At 40.1% G+C, this 20957-nt stretch carries 17 protein-coding genes and 1 pseudogene; 1 reads left to right on the forward strand and 17 read right to left on the reverse strand.

From position 1 onward, the window contains the following. A pseudogene (locus tag VRHSUH09_RS09380) lies at positions 1-349 on the forward strand (IS256 family transposase); the annotation flags it as partial. Between the two features lie 97 nt (positions 350-446). Here the strand turns inward: VRHSUH09_RS09380 and VRHSUH09_RS09385 are convergent. From VRHSUH09_RS09385 to VRHSUH09_RS09465, 17 genes are all read right to left on the reverse strand, one after another. Beyond that, complete coding sequence (locus VRHSUH09_RS09385) at positions 447-2090, reverse strand: vWA domain-containing protein (protein WP_105082033.1); 1644 nt, start codon at positions 2088-2090, stop codon at positions 447-449. Between the two features lie 131 nt (positions 2091-2221). Then, the gene (locus tag VRHSUH09_RS09390; RefSeq protein WP_054748610.1) at positions 2222-3322 is read right to left on the reverse strand and encodes an AAA family ATPase; all 1101 of its coding nucleotides are present in this window, start codon (positions 3320-3322) and stop codon (positions 2222-2224) included. A gap of 12 nt (positions 3323-3334) precedes the next feature. Further along, positions 3335-4141 (reverse strand): DUF4116 domain-containing protein, encoded by an 807-nt coding sequence (locus VRHSUH09_RS09395; RefSeq protein ID WP_054748611.1) that lies wholly within the window; start codon positions 4139-4141, stop codon positions 3335-3337. 113 nt (positions 4142-4254) lie between these two features. Beyond that, positions 4255-4905 (reverse strand): potassium channel family protein, encoded by a 651-nt coding sequence (locus tag VRHSUH09_RS09400; protein WP_105082022.1) that lies wholly within the window; start codon positions 4903-4905, stop codon positions 4255-4257. A 44-nt stretch (positions 4906-4949) separates the two neighbouring features. Further along, entirely contained in the window at positions 4950-6311 is a 1362-nt protein-coding gene (locus tag VRHSUH09_RS09405) for a TrkH family potassium uptake protein (RefSeq protein WP_105082023.1), read from the reverse strand. 10 nt (positions 6312-6321) lie between these two features. After that, entirely contained in the window at positions 6322-7338 is a 1017-nt protein-coding gene (locus VRHSUH09_RS09410) for a carbohydrate kinase family protein (protein WP_054748613.1), read from the reverse strand. 214 nt (positions 7339-7552) lie between these two features. After that, a complete protein-coding gene (gene hutW / locus VRHSUH09_RS09415) occupies positions 7553-9193 on the reverse strand; it encodes a heme anaerobic degradation radical SAM methyltransferase ChuW/HutW (protein ID WP_105082024.1) in 1641 nt (546 codons plus the stop codon). Positions 9194-9212: 19 nt separating this feature from the next. Beyond that, positions 9213-9731: a flavodoxin family protein gene (locus VRHSUH09_RS09420; RefSeq protein WP_054748617.1), complete on the reverse strand. Its 519-nt coding sequence runs from the start codon at positions 9729-9731 to the stop codon at positions 9213-9215. Between the two features lie 45 nt (positions 9732-9776). Further along, positions 9777-10577: a TonB family protein gene (locus VRHSUH09_RS09425; protein WP_054748619.1), complete on the reverse strand. Its 801-nt coding sequence runs from the start codon at positions 10575-10577 to the stop codon at positions 9777-9779. A gap of 2 nt (positions 10578-10579) precedes the next feature. Then, the gene (locus VRHSUH09_RS09430) at positions 10580-10987 is read right to left on the reverse strand and encodes an ExbD/TolR family protein (RefSeq protein ID WP_039969325.1); all 408 of its coding nucleotides are present in this window, start codon (positions 10985-10987) and stop codon (positions 10580-10582) included. A 2-nt stretch (positions 10988-10989) separates the two neighbouring features. Continuing rightward, positions 10990-11607, reverse strand: coding sequence for a MotA/TolQ/ExbB proton channel family protein (locus VRHSUH09_RS09435; protein ID WP_105082025.1), 618 nt, complete (start codon positions 11605-11607; stop codon positions 10990-10992). Positions 11608-11642: 35 nt separating this feature from the next. Continuing rightward, the gene (locus VRHSUH09_RS09440; protein WP_105082026.1) at positions 11643-16712 is read right to left on the reverse strand and encodes a TonB-dependent receptor domain-containing protein; all 5070 of its coding nucleotides are present in this window, start codon (positions 16710-16712) and stop codon (positions 11643-11645) included. Between the two features lie 273 nt (positions 16713-16985). After that, the gene (locus tag VRHSUH09_RS09445; protein WP_105082027.1) at positions 16986-17876 is read right to left on the reverse strand and encodes a helix-turn-helix transcriptional regulator; all 891 of its coding nucleotides are present in this window, start codon (positions 17874-17876) and stop codon (positions 16986-16988) included. 302 nt (positions 17877-18178) lie between these two features. After that, a complete protein-coding gene (locus tag VRHSUH09_RS09450; protein ID WP_054748621.1) occupies positions 18179-18574 on the reverse strand; it encodes a YbaN family protein in 396 nt (131 codons plus the stop codon). Continuing rightward, a complete protein-coding gene (locus VRHSUH09_RS09455) occupies positions 18574-19941 on the reverse strand; it encodes a PTS ascorbate transporter subunit IIC (RefSeq protein WP_105082028.1) in 1368 nt (455 codons plus the stop codon). The genes VRHSUH09_RS09450 and VRHSUH09_RS09455 overlap by 1 nt, the downstream gene beginning before the upstream one ends. Positions 19942-19972: 31 nt before the next feature. Beyond that, positions 19973-20248, reverse strand: a complete 276-nt coding sequence (locus VRHSUH09_RS09460) for a PTS sugar transporter subunit IIB (protein ID WP_009351056.1) — start codon at positions 20246-20248, stop codon at positions 19973-19975. Between the two features lie 12 nt (positions 20249-20260). Continuing rightward, positions 20261-20725 (reverse strand): PTS sugar transporter subunit IIA, encoded by a 465-nt coding sequence (locus VRHSUH09_RS09465; protein WP_105082029.1) that lies wholly within the window; start codon positions 20723-20725, stop codon positions 20261-20263. Between the last annotated feature and the right edge of the window lie 232 nt (positions 20726-20957).

Raw genomic sequence — 20957 nt, forward strand, 5'->3', positions numbered from 1 at the left:
ACAAACTTTATTTACTTTTTTGGAATGTTTTGATATTACAATACCTACAACAAATAATCGTATTGAAGGTGGAGTAAATGCTCAACTAAGAAGTATGTTACGGGCTCATAGGGGTCTTTCACTTGAAAGAAGACTAAAAGCGGTCTATTGGTGGTGCTATATGCACTCACCAAGACCGCTTTCTATTTCAGATATATTAAATTATATGCCTACAGATGAATCGATTACTGCTATCTACAAACGGTTATCTGATTATTGCCAAATAGATCGTTCAATCCCTCAATGGGGGGATGCTCCTGTTTGGAATGAGCTACATATGTCTACAGATTTTCCAACTTATTGGGATTAGTCACACACACTTTTTGTCCTATAACCCCGTATCTTAAGTCTACCCCAAGCATATCTTAGTTCTAAACTAAGATCGCAAAAAGTGAAAACCTATTAGGCTAGAATTCTTGGTTTGCCATGGAGAAGCCCCCACGATTAGCCATGCGTACAAATTCATCAATATCTTGTGTTTCATCTACACCTACATAGCCTAGCTCTCGAACTAAACCATATGGATTGTGCAAAGATAATTGAGGGTTCTCACCTGTCAGTACCCAAAGTACTTTGTAGCCTTTTGGAGCTTCTCGAAGGCGCTCCTCTCCTTTGCCATCCGTAAAGTAAACTAGTAAATCCACACGATTTTGATTAGCTAAAGAGAACACAGGCGCAAAGGCTGTGGCACCACGCACATCGAGGCGCGGCTTAACGTCCTTCACCGATTCCATCGTATAGGTACGGCGCACTTCGTTATCGCATTCCACTACGGTAATGCGGTGATTATAGGCATGTACAATTTGCAGTACTTGCTCTAATGCATTGGTAAACTCAACATCGGTAATACTACCACTCATATCGAGGGCTACCCACACATTCGCCTTATGTTGTCGCAAGGTGCCTGATAATTCGAGGCGCTCTGGCTGACGACGATTGCGACGCATCGTCGTTTTTTTGTAACCGCTGGCTACCTTACCCATCAATTTTTTAAGGTAAAAATACCAAGGCAAGGCTCGACGCGTCTTTTGGAACGTATCGATGAGACTTTTCACATAGCCTTCCATATCGCCTTTGGAGGCTTCGTTAATATAACGCTCCGTAATTTGATCCATCGTATCGGTGTCAATAGAATCAGATTCATCCCAAATATCATGACTTGTTTGAGGATCAAACTCCATGGCTACTGCCGTTTCTGCATTGTCGATAGGCACAAAGAGATCTGCCTTCTCTTTCATAACCTTGTCGATAGCCTTCGCATAGTACTCAATGGTACGGAACCGTTTTAACAATAAACCAAAGCGCTCATTCACATTAGCTACCGTTACCGCATCACGGTCCACATGTTCAAGATAATCGTTTACCACCATATCCATGGCCATGTGAACGGCTGTTTTGTGAAAGCCTTGGCTCAATGCTTTCACCCGCATCAAGTGAGCCGAAATAATATGAAGAATTTCGCGCTTAATGCCATCCTTCATCACATCCGGCGGTTGGCGTAATAAGATAAACGGATTTACATAAAGTACATAGCCACCTTGTTTTAGGTTAATACCAAAAGCACTGGTCATATCAAAGCGAATGCGATGAGCCATTTGTAAATAAAAATAACCAAAGAATTGGTCCTCTTCAAGGAGTAGGCTATTTACATCATGCAAAATATTCCATAATCGTTGCTCAAAGACAGGTGTCATAACGGCTTGCTGCATAACGGCAAGATTTGTACCTTCTACTTCTACATCTTCAAGAGCGCGACCAATAGTGCCGATATGGCTGTCAGACATATTATGGTTCATCAAGTCCGCTGCTATACGTTCAGGTGCCATACTATGATGTTGCTCTTCATAGCTATCTACATAGGCCTCATAGGTTGCATATATTTGCGCATATAAAGCCTCTGCTTCACGATGAATCCGCTCTCGTTTCGCATGCCAACGATTGAGTGCCTCAATGGCATCCGCATCATAAGAGCCAGTTTTTTCCCAACCATCAATATGCGTCAGTAAGTCAGACGCATCGCGAATATCGTCCTTATCTAAATTTCGTTGCATCATTCCACCTCCTTTTCGTTAAACATCAGTTATGTATATCATGTTTTATATATTGGTTATCGTATACCCAATCATTCACTAAATTCTTTTATCTATATAGACAACTTCATTTAGCTAACTATAAGACAGAACTATTTTTGTGCTTCAAAGAAAGTATCGACGAACAAGTCATCTTCAATGGCATAGGCGTATACGCGCTCATAAGTGTTGCGTAAATCTTTCATAACTGCTACACGCAAATCTCCTGGGTATAGTGTTAAGAATTCCACAAAGTGATGAATTTCCTCTGCATTACTATTGCGATTTAAACGGTGCAACATATTTTTAGCCGCTACATATAGACGAGTTGGGCTTTCACCTTTAACCTGTTCAGCCATAGACATAATAGCACCTGGTTTTTGAACTGCTGTTAATACATCATCAAAGGTAATGAGCGGTTCCTGATCGGACTCGATAAAGCTTACGAAAGCCTCCGCAATAAGTTTACCAACGTTACCGCGGATAACATTCATAAATACGTCACGACTGTAAGCTGACCCCTCTTGGTTTTTATAAATCGTATATAGACCAGACACGCGTTCAAAGGAACGAGGTGTGGCATCGATATCGTCTTCGTGACGTTGATTTAAATATTCAGGATAAGAAGAAATGAATTCGATAACCTTTTCTTCAATACCTGCGCCGATAGCCCAATCGATCCATTGCATGTAATCTGCATTCATATAGAGCCATACAAAACGGTTTTGTTGGGCAGGATCCATATCAATCGTTTGGTAATCAAAGGAATCCTCAGGGTTCATAGCGGCGATAATACGCACTTGATCACTCAAGGAGAAACCATTGATTTCACGATTCAAGATAAGGTTCATCAACTCTTGTTGTACCGCATGTTCCGCACGGTTAATTTCGTCGATAAACAGCAATACTTGGCGGCCTTTATCTACGGCTTGTGCCACATGTTCCAATGTATGATGTACTGCGTATACCGTAGTTTTCACTTCACGAGTGAGGCCATGACCATCTGTGTGCATCACCGTTTCCACCGTAGGCAAACCGCCGATTTCACCTTCTTTTAAAAGGTTACCGTCGATAGTAACGAGTTCCCAATCATGTACATCTGCTACGCGCGCTGCGAGAGATGTTTTACCGATGCCCGTTTCACCAACGAGCAATGGTACTTGATTTGCGGCAAGCACTAATTCAACGCTCGCCATTGTATCTATAAAGTTCATTGTATCTCCGTTCTAATACTTCAAATATTCGCCTACTGCGATTTTCTTTACTGCTCTAGTGCCGTATGCATCAATGAGTGACAATAGATCGATAGGCCATTTAGATTGGCGTCCACCGATAGCTTTATTGTTGATCAATTCACGAATATAGTCCGCATCAATGTTATCACTAGAAACAGCCTCTACGATGATAGCCTTAATTTCATCCACCGTAACACCTAATGTATTAGGGATATAGCCTAAGATAGGTGCACTCACTTTAAATAGGTGTAACGCTAATTCCTTTGAAAGATTTGTAATTTGACGCATCGCCTGAGGATCTTGCTTCACGGCCGCCTCTAGCACAGCTACGCTTGGCGCATTAATATAGCGCAAGGCTAAATAATTTTCCTGTACAGCTTGTAATTGGACTACTTCGCTAGGTTCTTTAATATATTGTAGCGCATCGTAATTTGTCTTTACCGCTTCTAATTGCAACTCTTTTGACGGATTTGTTATATAGCGAATGGCCCAACCAGATTGTGCTAATGCACTTTGAATTAGCGAGTCAGACGGATTGTTTATATATTCTAAAATAGCCCAATCCTTTTCAACTAAGGCACTTAACAATTCTTCTGTAGGGTTTTCTACGAACTGTATTGCTCGTGGTGCTTGTGAAAGCGCCGTTTCAATAACCTTTTGAGTAGGGTCTTTGATATATTGAAGCAACATACCGTTTTGAGCTACACAAGTAAGCTGCATCGTTTCCGTTGGATTTGGAATATTCCGAATCCCATGTGGGTTATTGGTCAGCGCTGTTATATATTGTTCCTCTGTCATAATAACCTTCTTTTCTATGTAAAAAGGTCATACGAATACGTATGACCTATACTGAATTCTACTCTAATTATATCACAATTTTTCGATATAGTTATATTACTTTCGTATACTCACTACATCGTTAATGCATCTAAATCAGAATTATTCCCAATGACTAATAATTTATCATCTTCACCGAGAATAGTACTTGGATTTGGTGGAACTTCTAAATCCTCACCGCGTCTTATACCTACTGCATTAAGATTATATTTTTCACGCAAATTTGAATCCTTTAAACAAGATCCCACCAAGAATGAAGGCATTTTTATTTCTATAAGACTGATGTTTTTAGATAGTTGTAAATAATCCATCACATGGTCTCTAGTTAAAAACTGTACGAGGCGTAATGCCATATCATATTCAGGGTAAATCACTTGATCTACACCTATTTTATGAAGCATTTTGCCTTGTATATTATTTTCAGCCTTGGCCACAATTTTAGGTGCATCTAATTCTTTAAGAAGCATTGCTGTCATTAAATTAGCTTGAAGATTTCCACCTATAGCCACAATAACCAAATCAAATTGACTCAAAGCTAACGCCTTAATTGCCTCTTCATCAGTAGTATCCGCTACTATAGCATGAGTAATAAAGGGAGATATTTTTTGGACAACTTCAGAGTCAATATCTACACCTAACACTTCATGATTCATAGAGGCTAACATCTTAGCAATGGTACTACCAAATCGACCAAGCCCTATAACAGCAATTGTTTTATGTTTCATTTCTTACCTCTTTTACATTAGTCTCGATTAATTTTAATTAACTTTTATAACAGTACATTTTCCTCTGCATATCCGATTGGCTTAGTCGGTGCCGTTCTTAAAGCCCAGGTGCCAATTACAGTCATAACCCCTACACGCCCCGTAAACATGACAAGCATCAACACCCATTTACTACTTTCAGATAAATCAGGTGTAATACCCGTTGTAAGGCCTACGGTCCCAAAGGCTGAGGTTACCTCAAAAAGTAATCGAATAAAGTTATACGGTTCATCCCAAGCCAAATAGCAAGTAGCAAGTAAAACAAGGAGGATAGATAAAAAGATTATCCCATTTGCCTTAAGTACAGTAACCAACGAAATACGACGTTCAAAAACCTCTGTATCAGGACGGTTATTAAATAATGTACGCGATGCTAGAAAAGCGACGGCAATGGTACTAATCTTAACACCGCCCCCTGTGGAGTTAGGACCTGCCCCAATAAACATAAAAATGATGGTAATAAACAGGGTAATTGGATGTAAATCATTATAATCTACTGTTGCAATACCCGCTGTACGAGGTGTAATCGATTGAAACAGAGATGCCATGACCTTGTTCCATATAGGTAAAGGGCCAAACGTTTTGGGATTCGCCCACTCAACCCCCAAGAAAATAATAGTCCCTAAAAGGATGAGCGCCGTTGTGCCAACTAACATTATTTTTGTATGTAGTTTTAAATCTACAAATCGTCGTAGCTTGCGATGCGACCAAATATCAAAAGTTGAGAGATAACCAAAACCACCTATTACAATAAGGGCCATTGTATTCATATTAAATAATACATCGCCCACCATAGCATAAGGTAGATCATTATCAAAGAATATAAATCCTGCATTACAAAAGCTGGAAATAGATTGCATAATCCCCGTATATAAAGCAGCATTACCAATATAGGGATATAGCTGAATAGTATAGATAATACCCCCAATAATTTCGACACAAAATGTATAAATGGTTAGCTTCTTCGTAATGTGTAGAAGCCCTTTCATGCCATCTTGCCCTACATCCTCTGACAAAAGCACGCGATTTTTCAGACCTACCCGTCGCCCTAATACTAGAGCAATAATAGTAGTAAAAGAAACAATCCCCAAACCACCTAATTGAATAAGGATTACCATGACGATTTTGCCAAACAAGGACCAATGATGATAGGTATCTACTGTTGCCAATCCTGTTACAGAAACACAAGATACTGCGGTAAAAGCTGCATCTACAAGCGTTGTACTATGGCCTTGAGCATTTGATATGGGCAACATAAGTAATATCGTCCCTATGGTCATGGCAGCCAAAAAGCTAAGGGCTAATAGACGATAAGGATTTTGTTGCATATATTGCTGAACTTGATTTTTTGAAGTATTTTGCCACATAACTGTAGTCCTATCCTATCAGTTCCTGCACTGACTTTAACGTTGGTAGTGGGCTGCGCCCGCCTATGCCTTGTGTATTTAAAGAAGCTACCGCAGATGCAAAAATAGCGGCCTTCTCTAAATCAGAATGCGCACAAGCTTTGAGCAACTCTACAGCATGTATAGATGCACAGTCATGCTTAGTCGTCGAAGTTGTGTCTTGACCCTTCATATGATTAATTGTATGTACTAAATTAGCTAAAAAAGCCCCATGGAAGCTATCTCCAGCCCCCGTTGTATCTACTACGGTAGCTTGAGTAAATGGTTCACATCGATAAGATGTTCCATCAGGCCATACGAAATAACTACCATTAGCACCATCCGTAACACCGGCAACGAGGGCACCTCGTTCATGAATGATACGACAAGCATCTTCTAAATTAGTTGTGCCCGTATATTTTTCAGCATAATCACGAGCTACGATAACGATGTGACTGGCTTCTGTAATAGGCTTCATGTCTTTATCGTAGCGCTGAGCACCACCATCTAAAGAAATGATAGTGCCTACCTCTTTTGCAACGGCCATAGCAGAGCGCATGAGTTGGCGATGTCGACCATTGATATGCAAAATATAGGCAGATTCTATTAGCTGCTTATGGGTATCCAAAAACTCAGGCTCAGTTGCAGTAGACCGTTCAAAAAATACAGCACGCTCACCAGTACTCTGTTTTACGAGGATTGTTGCCACGCCACTGTTAGCACCGCTTTCAACTTGAATTGCCTCTGTATTAACATTGTATTTTTCAAAGTCATCTAATATATGACGACCTACCATGTCATCACCAATGCTATCAATCATAGCGGTACGGGCACCATATTTTCCTGCCACCGCTAGTGCTGTAGCCACTGGCCCACCACCATCTGTAGTAGACGATACGACTTGTTGTACCTCACGGCCTGTAGGATAATGATCGACGACGATAAATCGATCTAATGTACTGGCACCTATGCCAACAATATCTATATATTTTTGAGGAAATGTACTCATACTAATCTCCTAACTCCGAAACCACAACTATTCATACAACAATTATACTCTAGCTCTTTTATTACAGAATACCTTCCACTTTATAAAAAGTAAACCCCAGACCATGGTCTGGGGCTACTTTGTAGTACATTGTACTGTATGTCACGTAATTTGTCTTGTTTAGTATATGTTGTGTGTGAGAAAGGTTGTTAGATATAAGGTGTAATATAACAGGTTAAGACATCATACGTTCCATCATATATTCAATTTCATCAGCACTCAAATTGTACATAGCCTGTACCATTCGCTCTGCTGACTCGCCAGATGCACCGCTTTTCGCAATTTCTGCTTTTGCCTTAGCAATAAGGGCTTCCTTGCGTTGTGCTTCGGAATCTTCATCTGTTGGTACGGAAATATTAGCTTTACCTTGACCAATACCACGTACCTCTTGGTTAGGATTATCTTTAGACGTTGTTTTCGTATCTTGGGCGGCCACCGCTTCCATAGCGAAGGAGTTTTTACCAGTCATGATATACTCCACAGCCTCCAAGGTACTTTGTGTAAGATTTACAGTCCAGAATTCACCAGCTGCAGTCAATTTATAAAGTAACCCATTGTAAGCTACAAGACCACGTTCTTCCCATAATTTATAGAGCCAGTTTAATTCTTCTAGTCTTGGATCTAGTGTTACCAAACTCATAATATTGAGGAACCCTTGTTCAAGTTGGCTTACCACTTGATTTACGACGGGTTGTAACTCACTTTGTTTCATAAGAGCCATGAATGGTTTTTCACCGCGACTAACCATATCTTCGTATGGCTTTAATGCACGATGTAACATCATGCCGTACCCATCCATATTACCACCGGCACCGCTACCAAATGGGAACATAGGCACGCCCGCTTTAGCCAAGATATTATACAAGCTACGTTCACGATTATTAGCACTCCAGTGAGCTGCGCTTAATCGGCGATAGGAACGCTCATCAAGGTACTTACGACCGAATTTGAACATATCCCCTTGCATTGCTGTTGTCGCAGCAGCTGGCACCTTACCTTTTGCAATATCTTTATTAAGATCACTACCATCAAATACGTTTAATTGATATAGGTCAGCACCATCTACGCCAGAGCTTACTAAATCAGCTAGATCTTGTTCCCAAACCTCCATAGTTTGACCAGGCAAACCATAGATTAAGTCGATAACAACAGAACATTGACCATAGGCCTTTAATGCTGCTAGACGTTCTAATACGGTTTCTTTCGTATCTAGACGGCCTACCATTTGACGAACTTCTGTGTTGAAAGATTGTACACCGATAGACATGCGGTTTACGCCGTTTGCCATCCAAACATCGAGATTTTCAGGAATCAAATCGTGAATACGACCTTCTAAGGTAAGCTCGTAATCGTTAGCTAGTGGCAAATACTCTTTAATGGCTTTTAGCAATCTTTCGGAGTTTGCGGGAGATAACGATGTTGGTGTGCCCCCACCAATAAATACAGCATGGATTAACCCATCTTTTAATCTTGGACGCTCACTAGCTAGTTTCAACTCGCTAACAAGGCCATCAATATATTGGTCCTCTACACTTTGACTCGTACCGTTTTGGAAGAAGCCACAATATGTGCATTTAGTCTTACAAAACGGAATGTGAATATAGGCACATTGCATTTCACCCTTTTTAGGCGTGCCATTCATTAAGGTATCCCAAACGGCTTGTGTTTCCTTTGGCGAAACTAAAGTACCATTTAGCCCTGCATGAACAACCCGTTTATGAGGGAATGCACCACTCATCGGATTATCGCATTCTAAACCTAATTGTAGATTGCGTTGTTTCTCCGGAATGGATTCAAAGAAACTTGCTAAACTCATACTCCAATCCCCTTTCAGTTTAGGCTTGCAACTTTGCAAGTACAGATTTTGTAAATTCTTTTGCATTTGCAAAGTCTTGTTCGTCTGGATGCGTTTCAGCCGCTTTATGTAAGGCATCGCGTTCAGGGCTTTGACCATGAGCAGATCCAGGTGGGAACATTTTATACATCATTTCGATGACTTTTGGATCAATTTTACCTTGGCATACGAATCCATCTACAAGGGACTCTTTATGTTGTAGTAATTCAGATGCTTTTTCAATACTTTCACGAGCATGATCGGAATCTGCATACATACCTAATGTAGCAAAGAATACGATGTTAGGATTTGTTAAGGTTTCAATCAATTTTGCGGCCTCTTTATTTGCTGTACCACGGTCTACCCAGAAGCCTACGAAAACAGTGTCATAATCAGCTAAATTCTGAGGCGCTTCTTTTACAGGAACGCAAGGTGTACCTTCAGGCATTACAGAAGCCATTGCTTCCGCTACGCTTTTTGTATTTCCCGTGAGGGAAGAATATAAAATAATTGATTTCATAATTAGCTCCTTTAGTTCTTGGATGAGTATATTACTTAAATAGGTCTATTCTTCTTCATCTTCACCATCAGCCTGTACGACAAAGTGTACAGGAACCTCTACCGGCTGTATATCACCTGTAGGATTTGGATATGGTGTGGCACGACGTACTGCATCAAGGGCCGCTTCTACAAAGAGCTCATCACCGCCACTCAATGGTGAAACGCTAATTAAGTTACCCTCTGTATCTAAACGCGCCGATACCAAAATGGTAGTATCTACATTCATCTTACGCTTTATCGCTGCATAAGGAATTTGTTTTTGGCTATCTACTGCAGCATAGAAGCCGGCCTTATCAAATACAGCTTTCGCTGTACCATGACCATCACCATTACCATTGCCATTACCGTTGCCATTTCCCTGACCTTGGCCATCACCATTACCAGTGCCAACACCTGTACCGTTACCACCGCCAGAGCCGCCACCATTTCCGGAGCCGGAACCCCCTGCGGAATTATCGCCAGATGGATTACCTTTATGTTCGTTTCCTTTAGCTGCCACATCTACTGCATCAGGAATATCTGTTGCTGGAGATGGATCAACATTTGCTACAACAGCCTTTGTTCTTGCCACTACTTCATCAGCCGATAATGGTTTAGGGAATAGGTCTGACCTATTACCGCCACCACCGCCGGCATGACCACTGCCGCCATCATCGAGAACACTTTGTGTGAGGTCGATTTCATAGGTTTCCATTTCTTGAATCGCTGGAACCACTACGAAAAAGATAACTGCAATAAATAGAGCAACTAGATGAACTACGGCGGATATAATGGCTGCTTTTTTCCATGATATGCCTAGTCCCATAGTTATCCTTTCTGTTCAGCTGCAATAGCCAAGCGTTTAACACCAGATTGTTTTAGCATATCCATAATCGCTACTACTTGACCATGAGCTGCACGTTTGTCGGCTTGTAAGATAACACTAGCGTTAGGATTTTCTTGAATCCGTTGTTTAATCATAGCTTCTGCTTGATCAATACTCATTGGATTGTTATCAATTGTAATATGCCCTTCCGCATCAAGTGTAAATACAACTGGTAACTGAGCCGGTGCAGATGCACTAGTAGCTTGTGGTAATTGTACAGATAATGCTTTTTGAGCCACTGTTTGTAAGCTATTCATCATGAAGAATACCAACAAGAAGAAGATAATATCAATCATTGGAATAATCATGAATTCAGGCTTTGTTTTCATACGAAAGCTTTGTAAGTTCATAATTATTTCCACCCTTCTCGTTTAGCACTAACGATACTCACGCACATACCTTCAATTTGATTAATAATAGAATCTAAACGATGGCTAAAGAATGTGTACACAATGAATGCCATGATGGCTACGCACAAACCGGATGCTGTAGCGATGAGGGCCTCACCAACACCACCAGTAATAGCGGATGCGCCCGCACCAGAGTCAAGGATACTGAAAGAACCAATCATACCTGTTACAGTACCAAGCAAACCTAACAATGGGGAGATTGTTACTGTTGCACTGAGGTAGTCCATATATTTACGGAAGCCTACTGCGTCTACACCCATTTGGTCAGCAAAGGCTGTTTTCATAGCTTCCTCACTAGAAGCATTTTTTAAACCTGCTTCTGCAATACGGCTCGCAATAGATGGATTTTCTTTGATTACTTTATCGATTTCTGCCCAATTTTGTAATTTTGCTAGTTCATTGACTGCATGGGTAACAACGAAAGTTTTACCGGCATATTTGCGATAGTAGAAAGCTCGTTCTGCAGCGATAGCGATAACCATGAAAGACAAGAGTAATAATGGATACATTACATACCCACCGCTATAAAACAAGTGAATGACATAATTTAAGTTTTCCATATTAGTAACCTTTCTGCCTGTTTACAGACTGAATATTAGAACCTGTAGGTCCCTTGAATTCTTGTATAATCGCCTAACTTAAAGCTTTCACTACCATATAACGTATCTCGTTTATTAGTACCCTTCGCATCGAACGTGTAGAATGCCTCAAGGAGTAAATCCTTGCGAGGTACATAGCCAGCACCAAATGTAAAGCTGCGAATACCGTCAAGATAACGATCCGGTACCGCGCCAGTACCATTGCCACCGAAGAAGGAGCCATGTTCAAAGTGTTTGTAATCGATGAACGCATTCCAAGATTTTGGAATATCTAGGTCGGCACGACCAATATCTAGACGAGCCATCCAGAAGTGTGGTGTACCACCCATTTGATGACCTTTAAGAGCAAAGTCTGCTGTGCCACGTTCGTGTTGGTATACAGTGTTACCATTTAAATAACGGCCCAAGTTGGAACGGTTTTGGCCGTAATCAACTGTAACAGATGCATTAGCACCTAATTGATATTTAGCGCCGATACCAAATACATGGGCTACATCGGAGAAGCTATGTTCGTCATTACCGTTGCCATTTGCATTTAGGTATGTATGCGTTTTACCGCCAAAGGAGCGTAAATACCACGCTTGTAAACCAAGACGAGAGCCTATTTGTTTCTTGTATTGAACAAAGGCGGCTTTATCAATAGCTGGTACAGTATCTTTTTCAAGAACTACCCCTTCTGTTTGAATCAAGTTGCCAATGATCTTACCAATCGCTTCACGAGGTAATTTATTTTCAGACTCTGCATCATGTACAACTTTTTCAAGATTATACATATAGTTGAACAATGCATTTGGCATGCCCCAACCATAGTAAGAACTACCTTCACCCCAATCATTGGAGGCCATTGTAAAGTTCTTTTTGTAAATCGCATCTTTAGCATCAAAATCGCTAAATACATAGCTACCACTATCGTATTTATATGTTTTAGCACCTAAGTAACCAGTGAAGTCATAATCACTAGATGGTTGTCCATAGTAATCATACGATTGTTTGAACGTGCCATCTGGCTGTTTAACCCAAACCACATCAAGCTCACTATTGTTATAGTTGCTCCAGTTATCTGTAGCATTATATTTAGCAATTTCTGCTACAGATTGATTGATCTCGTCACCATGTTTTTCAACATAGGCTTTAGGGTTTACTAAAGCATCTTTATTATCAGCAGATACGATAAGACCTTTAGCCTTTTCTTTTAAGTATTCAGGGTATAAAGAAGAGTTCACATTATACATAATGTCCCCAGTCTTATAGAGTTTTTCCCCTGTATTCTTATTAGTGATTTCATACATTGCATAACCACCAGATGGAATATCGAGGGAGAATTTCTTCTCAGCCATATCTGTAGGGTATGCCTTAGCAAGAATATCTTGTAAGCGGCTCATCACTTGAGCTTGTTTTTGTTGTGTTTCCACAAGCTTAGCATTTGCCTTTTCAAGCTCTTGATCGCGATTTGGATTACTCCATCTTAAATCCAAGGTTTCTTTATAAGCTTCATATTCAGCTTGCAATTCTTTCAGTTGTTGATAGAAGTAAATGCTATCTGTCTTACCTTTATAAGTAGAATCATAAATACCATTAGGGCTATCTGGTGCAGCTGTATCTTCACTAGATTTTTTCTCTCCATCAGAACCTGTTTTAGTAGCACTTTCAATATCGTATGGGAATTCATCGCGATTAATACCGATTAACTCAGCCGCTGTTGGCGGTCTGTAGATAACTTCATGTACTGCGTGAGTATAGGCAGAATCAGTGATACCTGTACTATGTTTGAAAGTACCAACACCGATACGAACTTGAGAGTCATGACCGTTCCAAACGGCACGAACACCGTCATAAGACTGACCAAACCAATAGCCACTCGCACCCATAGGCTCTGTTAAGCGGCCCACAGATACGTCCCATTTTTTAACGCGTCTCGTGAGATCCACTGTATCGAGTCGTTGATGGTTAAAGCCTTTAGAATCAGATTGAGTCCAGCTTGTATCTACACCACTCATACCAGTCGCGCTGCCGATAACTTTGAGGTTTGTAAACTCATTAAGGCGTGCATCGAAACCAAGGCGTAAGCGTTGTTCAAAGCTATGACGATTAGCATCGTACATATTCGCTTTCGCAGAACCAATAGCAGAATTCGCTCTAAATGGAGATTGCGGTCTATTAGAGCCATCATGTGCCATCCAACGCGCTCTGTAGTCGCCAACTAATGTAACACCACGCTCTTTTGTGGTATCAAAATCAGAACGAATAAAGTCAGTTAAACGAACTACATCAGCTACATTTTGTACACCAGATTCTGCATTTACTACTTCGCCATTAGCCCCTACTGCATTAACAGTTGTGCCATCCTTAGATTTGCCGATTGCTGTAGTTTTGCTGCTGTCGCCACCACCAAATTTAAGATTAACCCCCACACGATATACCCGTTCTTGTGTAGCACGGTCATCATCGCGATGGTTAAAGATATTGTTGATACCAAAGTACATCATGGCATTTTTATTGAATCGTTTTTGAACCATTACGTTCCAAATGCCAAATGTTTTCTTTTCATAGGTTTGCTTATTATAAACGCCTGCATCACCGGACAAGATATCTGGCCAGTAGTTACCGCCATTGTTAAGGGTATTACTATCAAGCATGTTGATATAATAATCACCCCAAATGGATCCATTCCAACCGGATTTAGGATTGTCATAAGTAATACCGATGTCAACTTTGTGCATTGGTTTATCAAGCAATTGACGAGGCATACTTGGATCGCTCTTGTTGATGGCATGCAAGTATGTATAACCTAACTTACCAGACCAATATTTGCCGAACTTTTGTTGTACTTCCGCTTGAACACCTGTGATTTCTGCTTTACCAATATTTTTAAAGCTGTAAATCATATCTGGGGCCCGTTGGTACTTCGCATCGCCTTTGAGGTATGGTGCAAAGTCCATAAAGTCCCCTGTGAAGTATACAGACATATAGTTCTTGATGCGGTTGTGGAATACGCCTACGCGCGCATAAGTATTTTTATTTTCACCTTCCAAGCTCATATCAAAGTTGACAGATTTTTCAGGTTTCAAATTAGGATTACCAGCCCAGTACCAACCGAGCTTCGCTACACCAATCCCTACAGGGTTAGAAGCGTACATTTCCCAGTTATACCACAATTCACCCATACCAGGCTCTGTATAACCAGTACCTACATTGGCTTTAAATCTACGGTGTGTATTACCATTTACGTTATAGGTCATACCTAAGGAAGCAGATAAGTTAGAACCAAACAAGCTACTGTTATCAAAGCGAAGAATTGGAGATAATGTTAAGTTTTTATTCACTTGCCATGTATCAGAAATATAAGCGTTTAACTTGCGGATGGAACCGCTACCAGTAGTCAATCGTTGGTCTCGATTACGGTACTCTTCTAAGAAGGCTTTACCATTTAACTTAGGCGCTTTTTTACGCATTTCTGGATCATTGGACTCGCCATATTTAAAGTAGTCACCTACGATATTGGCACGTGTAGCAGATAATACAGGATTTTCTGCTTTTAAACGATCTTCTAAAGCTTTATAACGAGCTTTAAACTCATCCGTTACAGGTTGATTATTAGGGGATGTACTAGACCAATCACTTAATCGACTTTCAGATAAACCATAGTTTATATAGTCATCGTATGTAATACCTGGTTTTTGAGCATCTGTTTCGGCACCATAGTATTCATAATCCATATCCCATTGCGGCATGCCACCACCGGAATTGATGAATTTGTAGTCGTGGATGTGAGAATATACCTTAATACTGTTATCACCTTTACGTCTTACAAGACGATCGAGTTTATCCACTAGCAAGCTCTTATCGTATTCCCATGGATCGATGTACATTGTGCTTGTATTAGGAGAGCTCTTCAATCGGCTACCAGAGCCTTCTTCACGAGCATAGCTTACGCCGTAGCTAAGCAAGTGATTTTTGTTGAGTTGTGTATTCGCATTAGCTCGAATGTCTAATTGACGGTGATCGATATTATCGATATAGCGCAACTCATTGGAGCCTTCATAAGCAGAACGACCAGTATAACTAATGAGGGCTACATCATTTTCTTTGATGCGGGAGTAGTTAGTTTCAACAGTCCAGTCGCTTTTACCAGCTCGAGAGGACCACTGCAAGTTTGCCGTATTACGATCTGCAGTACGTTTAAAGTGTTGTTGAGGCTCTAAGTCGGAGTCAGAGTGTTTAACATCGCGCACAAGATCTTCTGTATACCGGTTGAGACGCATTTCAAATTTATTTTTATCATTTGCATCATAAGTTGCTACAAGACCGATATCGGCCGCATCGCCATAGTAACGGAGTACATTAGGCTTAAAATTATGTTTTGCGTAGTCAAAAGCCATACCGGATTCACGGCGGCTAACGGATGCCAATACAGGCATGAGATCTCGTTTACTACCGGATAAACCGACCTTCAATTTCCCCATTTGGCCGGAATCGGCACGAATGAAGAAGTTTTGGAATGGGAACGCATCGCCATCGCTCTTGCGACGCATGCCTTCTGCATTTAATTGCAAAGATGGTTTCTTTTGTGCCTTTTTAGTGATGATATTAACTACACCACCTACAGCATCAGAGCCGTATTTAGCACTGGCAGCACCTTGAATAACTTCTATACGTTCAACGTTTTCTGTACCTAGTCGTTGCACTTCGTCTGCTGCACCAGAGTACTTATCAAAATCGCCTAGTACAGGTTGACCATCTACAAGGATCAGTGTGTGACGCGCTTCTGCACCGCGGATGGATACACCAACACGGCCCATAGCATCAACGGTTCTAGATACACCTGTTTGAGTAAATATAATGTCTTCGACGGACTTCGCCTGTTTCTTTTCAATCTCTTTCTTGGTAATGATTTGCACTTGCTGTGAGTCTAATTTTGCTGCTTCTTCAGCCCATGTTCCTTTAACATGAACCACATCTGTCGTGACAGTCGCATTATCCGCCCAAACTACGAGAGGTGCGCTAAGCCATAAGGCAACTGCACTAGACAGAATGATGTTGCGCTTTGTATGTCCCCACCGGTTCATTGTGCCCTCCTCAAATTCTAACTAACCATAAGTTTTGTATCTCCCACACAAAAAGAAAAAAGATACACTTTACCAACATATAATGACATTGAATATCATTCACATTTTAATGTTAGCAAAGTGTATCTTGCATATCTACTCCGAAAAGACCAAAAATATACATTTCGGACAATATTAAGTTTTTATAACCTACTAGTCTAAGCCTTAAATAATTATATTTTAAATATTACTAACACTATAATGCATGCCTTGGTTTAGTTGGGCTTAAAGTATTTATACTTTACGATACGCACTAGGCGTTACACCTGTGGCCTCTTTGAATGCACTAGTAAATTTACTACCATTCTCGTAGCCTACGGCATTAGCAATTTCTAAAATAGATCGATCTGACTCTTGAAGCAAGCGCTTAGCTGCATTAATACGGCATTCCTTTAAATAGTGATGGATTGTCGTACCATATACCCCTTTAAAACAACGCTTTAATGTTGATGTAGGAATATCAAACTGCTCAGACAAGGAATCTATGGTTATACGTTTCATAAACTGTGTAGATATATGTTCATTAACAGCTTTTACAATATCTACTTGTTGTTTACGATAGGAGCTTCTCTTTTCATGATTAGTTGTAGAAATAACAGATAACAGTAAGAAGATTTCAATAACTTTTAATTTAAAATAGTGCCCCTTGATTTGATCAGGCACTTTATATAAACTGGAAAAAATCTGACGAACAGATTCTGTCTCTTCCATCATCATACCAAAGTCAGAATGCTCACAGAATCGATTTGCTAATTGTGTCAAATCGATGCGCGCTTCAGTCACAAGTGCATCTAATACGGGTTGAGCCTTTTCAACATCTACGAGTAATACAATCCCTTTAAAGAGCTTTGTAGGGAAGTAGTTCTCATGTTGATAATCAGCATGAATATGCCACCCTATGGACATATCACCTGGCCCCATATATAAATAGTCACCAGATGTAAACTTGCACTCAATGCGCCCTTCTTCACAATGATTTATGGCAAACGTCTTTGTATGTGATTTTGCATAAAATTGAATTGTTTCTTGCTTCACATCAAGGAACATCAAATCGATACCGTCAAACACTGTATGTCTCGACATAGAATTTCCTGCATGTGAAACTGCATGATTATGTGGATTCATACTATCACCAAATACACAAATACTATAAAAATTATTATATACATAATTATCATAGTATACTTATTGATATCCATTGTCAAATTAAAAATAGTAATAATTCATTTTTCTTTAATAATATAAGTTTTTCCTATTTGTAATCCATATAAGATATTTTCAGTAATATATAAGACTTTGTTCATTAGACTCTATGTATTACACAGCCTACCTATGTGTTATTGATTTTACAATAAAATAAGCCTTGCAAGTTAAACCAATGCAGTCTAACTTACAAGGCTATATTCAGAATTATCAGAGATAATTCTTTATTTTTTTGTTTTTACAATAAAGGCTAATGCTATTACATGACCAATCCATACGAGACCCATCACGATAAGAGCAACTGGCATATTTTGACTAAAATAGGCGCCAATAGCCATTATGGTAGTAACAGAAGCGAGAATGGACAACTTTGTCCGCAATGTCAACGCTTTATCGCGTTCATAAGCACCAACAGTCTTTTGATATAAACTAGACTCCAAAAACATTTTATGAAATCGTTCAGATCCTCGGGCTAAACAAAATAATGTTAGCATATAAAGCGGAACTGTTGGCAACAGTGGTAGTACGATGCCTGCTGTACCGAGGGCAAAACTGATTGCACCAATGGCCAGAAATACATATCTAACTACAACATTACTATGTTGCTCAGTTGTTTTCATTAATCCTCTTCTACGTAGTTAATTACTTTACCTTTTGTTTTGATAAAGTTAGGAATGATAAGTACTAATGCGGCAATAGCTACGATACCATAAATACCAGCCATACCTACCCACTCATAAGCATTACCTAATACAAGGCCCATTACGGCAAAGTCCGCATCACCAAATGTTGTATTTTGGAAGCCTAATTGACCAAGAACTGGAAGCGCCATTGCTGGCAAGAATGTAATAGCTAAACCATTAAGGAACGCACCTACTACGGCACCACGACGACCACCTGTAGCATTACCATAGATACCTGCTGTAGCACCACAGAAGAAGTGTGGTACAAGACCAGGAATAATCAATACACCACCTACAGCACCAAGGATAAGCATACCGATGATACCGCCGATGAAAGAGCTAAGGAAACCTAATACTACAGCTGTTGGAGCATATGTGAAGAATACAGCACAGTCTACAGCTGGGATGGCATTAGGAATAATTTTTGTAGCAATACCTTGGAAGGCAGGAATCAAATCACCTAAGATCATACGTACACCAGAGTATACGATTGTTACGCCTACAGCAAAGTTCATAGCACTCATAACAGCATATAAGTAAGGACTCATATCACCAGATAAAGTAGATACGAATTCAGAGCCTGCTGCAATAGCTGCAATCAAATAGAATACGATCATAGTCAATGCAGTAGATAATGTGGAGTCACGCAAGAAGCCCCATTTTTCAGGGATTTCAATATCTTCTGTGCTATCTTCAGCTTTACCTACATATTGAGCAACCCAAGCAGATAGATAATAACCTAAACTACCAAAGTGACCAATCGCAATTTCATCACCATCAGTAACTTTAGATGTGTAGCTTTGACCAATCGCTGGAGAAATTGCAGACCATGCGCCCATCAAGAAACCACCCACAAGGATGAGCTCCATACCAGACAAACCTGCAGTGCCGAGTACGGCAGACATGAGACATGCCATAAACAAGCTGTGATGACCTGTTAAGAACACATATTTGAACTTGGTGAAACGAGCAATACATAAGTTCATCAATAAGCCTACTACGAGAATAGACATCGTTTCAACGCCAAGAACCTTTTGTGCCACCGCCACGATAGCTTCATTGTTTGGTACAACGCCAGTAATATGGAAGCCATGTTCAATCATCTTGCCTAGTGGATCAAGATTGCTAACGATAACGCCAGCGCCTGCTGCGAGCATTAAGTAGCCAAGAATCGGTTTCAATGTACCTGTCATTACCTTATGAAACGGACGTTTCAAAGCAATTAAGCCTACACATGACATAATACCAATTAAAAGTGCTGGTTGAGACAGCACGTCACGTAAGAACTCTAATACCATTTCCATGGCACTACCTCCTATATATAGTTGTTAAAAATTATTGCGCAGCTTGTTTTAATGCTTCAAGAACATCTTCTGTGATTTTCTTTTTATTAATATAGCTGCGAACAATAGCGATATTTTTACCTTCGAATTGTTCTGCCAATTCTTTTACAGTTACGATAAGATCAGCCTTACGGCCTTGTGCTGCATTAAAATCGATAGACTCAACTTGTGCATCAATACCGTTTTCAGCACAAATCTCTTCGATTTTCATTTTTAGCATCAAGCTAGAACCAATGCCATTACCGCATACAGTTAATACAGAAATCATATTTGCCTCCTCCTAAACGTATTCTTGATCTTCTAAATGCTCTGCCAAGAATGCTTGTACATCTTCAATACTTTCAAAATCAGCTGCTGCATCTAAAAACTCGTCATCTTCAAATAACGTAGCAATATCTGTCAACAATTGAATGTGTTCATCCTTGTTAGGAGCACATAAGAACAATGCTACAGATACAGGGTCATTATCTGGGCTACCAAAGTTCAATGGTTTTTCCAACGTTACTAAGGCTGTACCTACTCGTTTTGCGCCATGTTCAGGACGAGCATGTGGCATCGCAAGACCTGGGGCCAATACAATATATGGACCCATTTCGCGTACCACCTCAACCATAGCCTCTGTATAAGATGGATCAGTAAAACCAGCATCAACCATGAGTTGGCCACCGTGACGAATTACCTCTTCCCACGTTTCAGCGGGATAGTGAAACGATACATTATCCTCGGATAATAAATCTTGTAACAAGCTAACACCTCCTAAGCTTACATCTATACATATAAGTCTATTATAGCTATTCTAAGCAGTTTTTCATATATCAAAATAACAATAAGCTTATTAAAATGAATAAATCTAACATCAAAAGTAATCATTTTATAAATTTTTAATATACCCCAATATATGTGCAGCTGCTCATATTATTTCACTAAGCGTACTTAGATTATAATTCAGGAATTTGCTACGTAATATACGGATTCCT

The organism is Veillonella rogosae JCM 15642 (genome assembly GCF_002959775.1).
GTDB classification, from domain to species: Bacteria; Bacillota; Negativicutes; order Veillonellales; family Veillonellaceae; genus Veillonella; species Veillonella rogosae.

What these genes read in the sequence shown, in the direction of transcription:
- VRHSUH09_RS09385 (WP_105082033.1), bottom strand. Translation starts at nt 2,090, where the DNA reads ATGCAACGAAATTTAGATAAGGACGATATTCGCGATGCGTCTGACTTA.
- VRHSUH09_RS09390 (WP_054748610.1), bottom strand. Translation starts at nt 3,322, where the DNA reads ATGAACTTTATAGATACAATGGCGAGCGTTGAATTAGTGCTTGCCGCA.
- VRHSUH09_RS09395 (WP_054748611.1), bottom strand. Translation starts at nt 4,141, where the DNA reads ATGACAGAGGAACAATATATAACAGCGCTGACCAATAACCCACATGGG.
- VRHSUH09_RS09400 (WP_105082022.1), bottom strand. Translation starts at nt 4,905, where the DNA reads ATGAAACATAAAACAATTGCTGTTATAGGGCTTGGTCGATTTGGTAGT.
- VRHSUH09_RS09405 (WP_105082023.1), bottom strand. Translation starts at nt 6,311, where the DNA reads ATGTGGCAAAATACTTCAAAAAATCAAGTTCAGCAATATATGCAACAA.
- VRHSUH09_RS09410 (WP_054748613.1), bottom strand. Translation starts at nt 7,338, where the DNA reads ATGAGTACATTTCCTCAAAAATATATAGATATTGTTGGCATAGGTGCC.
- hutW (WP_105082024.1), bottom strand. Translation starts at nt 9,193, where the DNA reads ATGAGTTTAGCAAGTTTCTTTGAATCCATTCCGGAGAAACAACGCAAT.
- VRHSUH09_RS09420 (WP_054748617.1), bottom strand. Translation starts at nt 9,731, where the DNA reads ATGAAATCAATTATTTTATATTCTTCCCTCACGGGAAATACAAAAAGC.
- VRHSUH09_RS09425 (WP_054748619.1), bottom strand. Translation starts at nt 10,577, where the DNA reads ATGGGACTAGGCATATCATGGAAAAAAGCAGCCATTATATCCGCCGTA.
- VRHSUH09_RS09430 (WP_039969325.1), bottom strand. Translation starts at nt 10,987, where the DNA reads ATGAACTTACAAAGCTTTCGTATGAAAACAAAGCCTGAATTCATGATT.
- VRHSUH09_RS09435 (WP_105082025.1), bottom strand. Translation starts at nt 11,607, where the DNA reads ATGGAAAACTTAAATTATGTCATTCACTTGTTTTATAGCGGTGGGTAT.
- VRHSUH09_RS09440 (WP_105082026.1), bottom strand. Translation starts at nt 16,712, where the DNA reads ATGAACCGGTGGGGACATACAAAGCGCAACATCATTCTGTCTAGTGCA.
- VRHSUH09_RS09445 (WP_105082027.1), bottom strand. Translation starts at nt 17,876, where the DNA reads ATGAATCCACATAATCATGCAGTTTCACATGCAGGAAATTCTATGTCG.
- VRHSUH09_RS09450 (WP_054748621.1), bottom strand. Translation starts at nt 18,574, where the DNA reads ATGAAAACAACTGAGCAACATAGTAATGTTGTAGTTAGATATGTATTT.
- VRHSUH09_RS09455 (WP_105082028.1), bottom strand. Translation starts at nt 19,941, where the DNA reads ATGGAAATGGTATTAGAGTTCTTACGTGACGTGCTGTCTCAACCAGCA.
- VRHSUH09_RS09460 (WP_009351056.1), bottom strand. Translation starts at nt 20,248, where the DNA reads ATGATTTCTGTATTAACTGTATGCGGTAATGGCATTGGTTCTAGCTTG.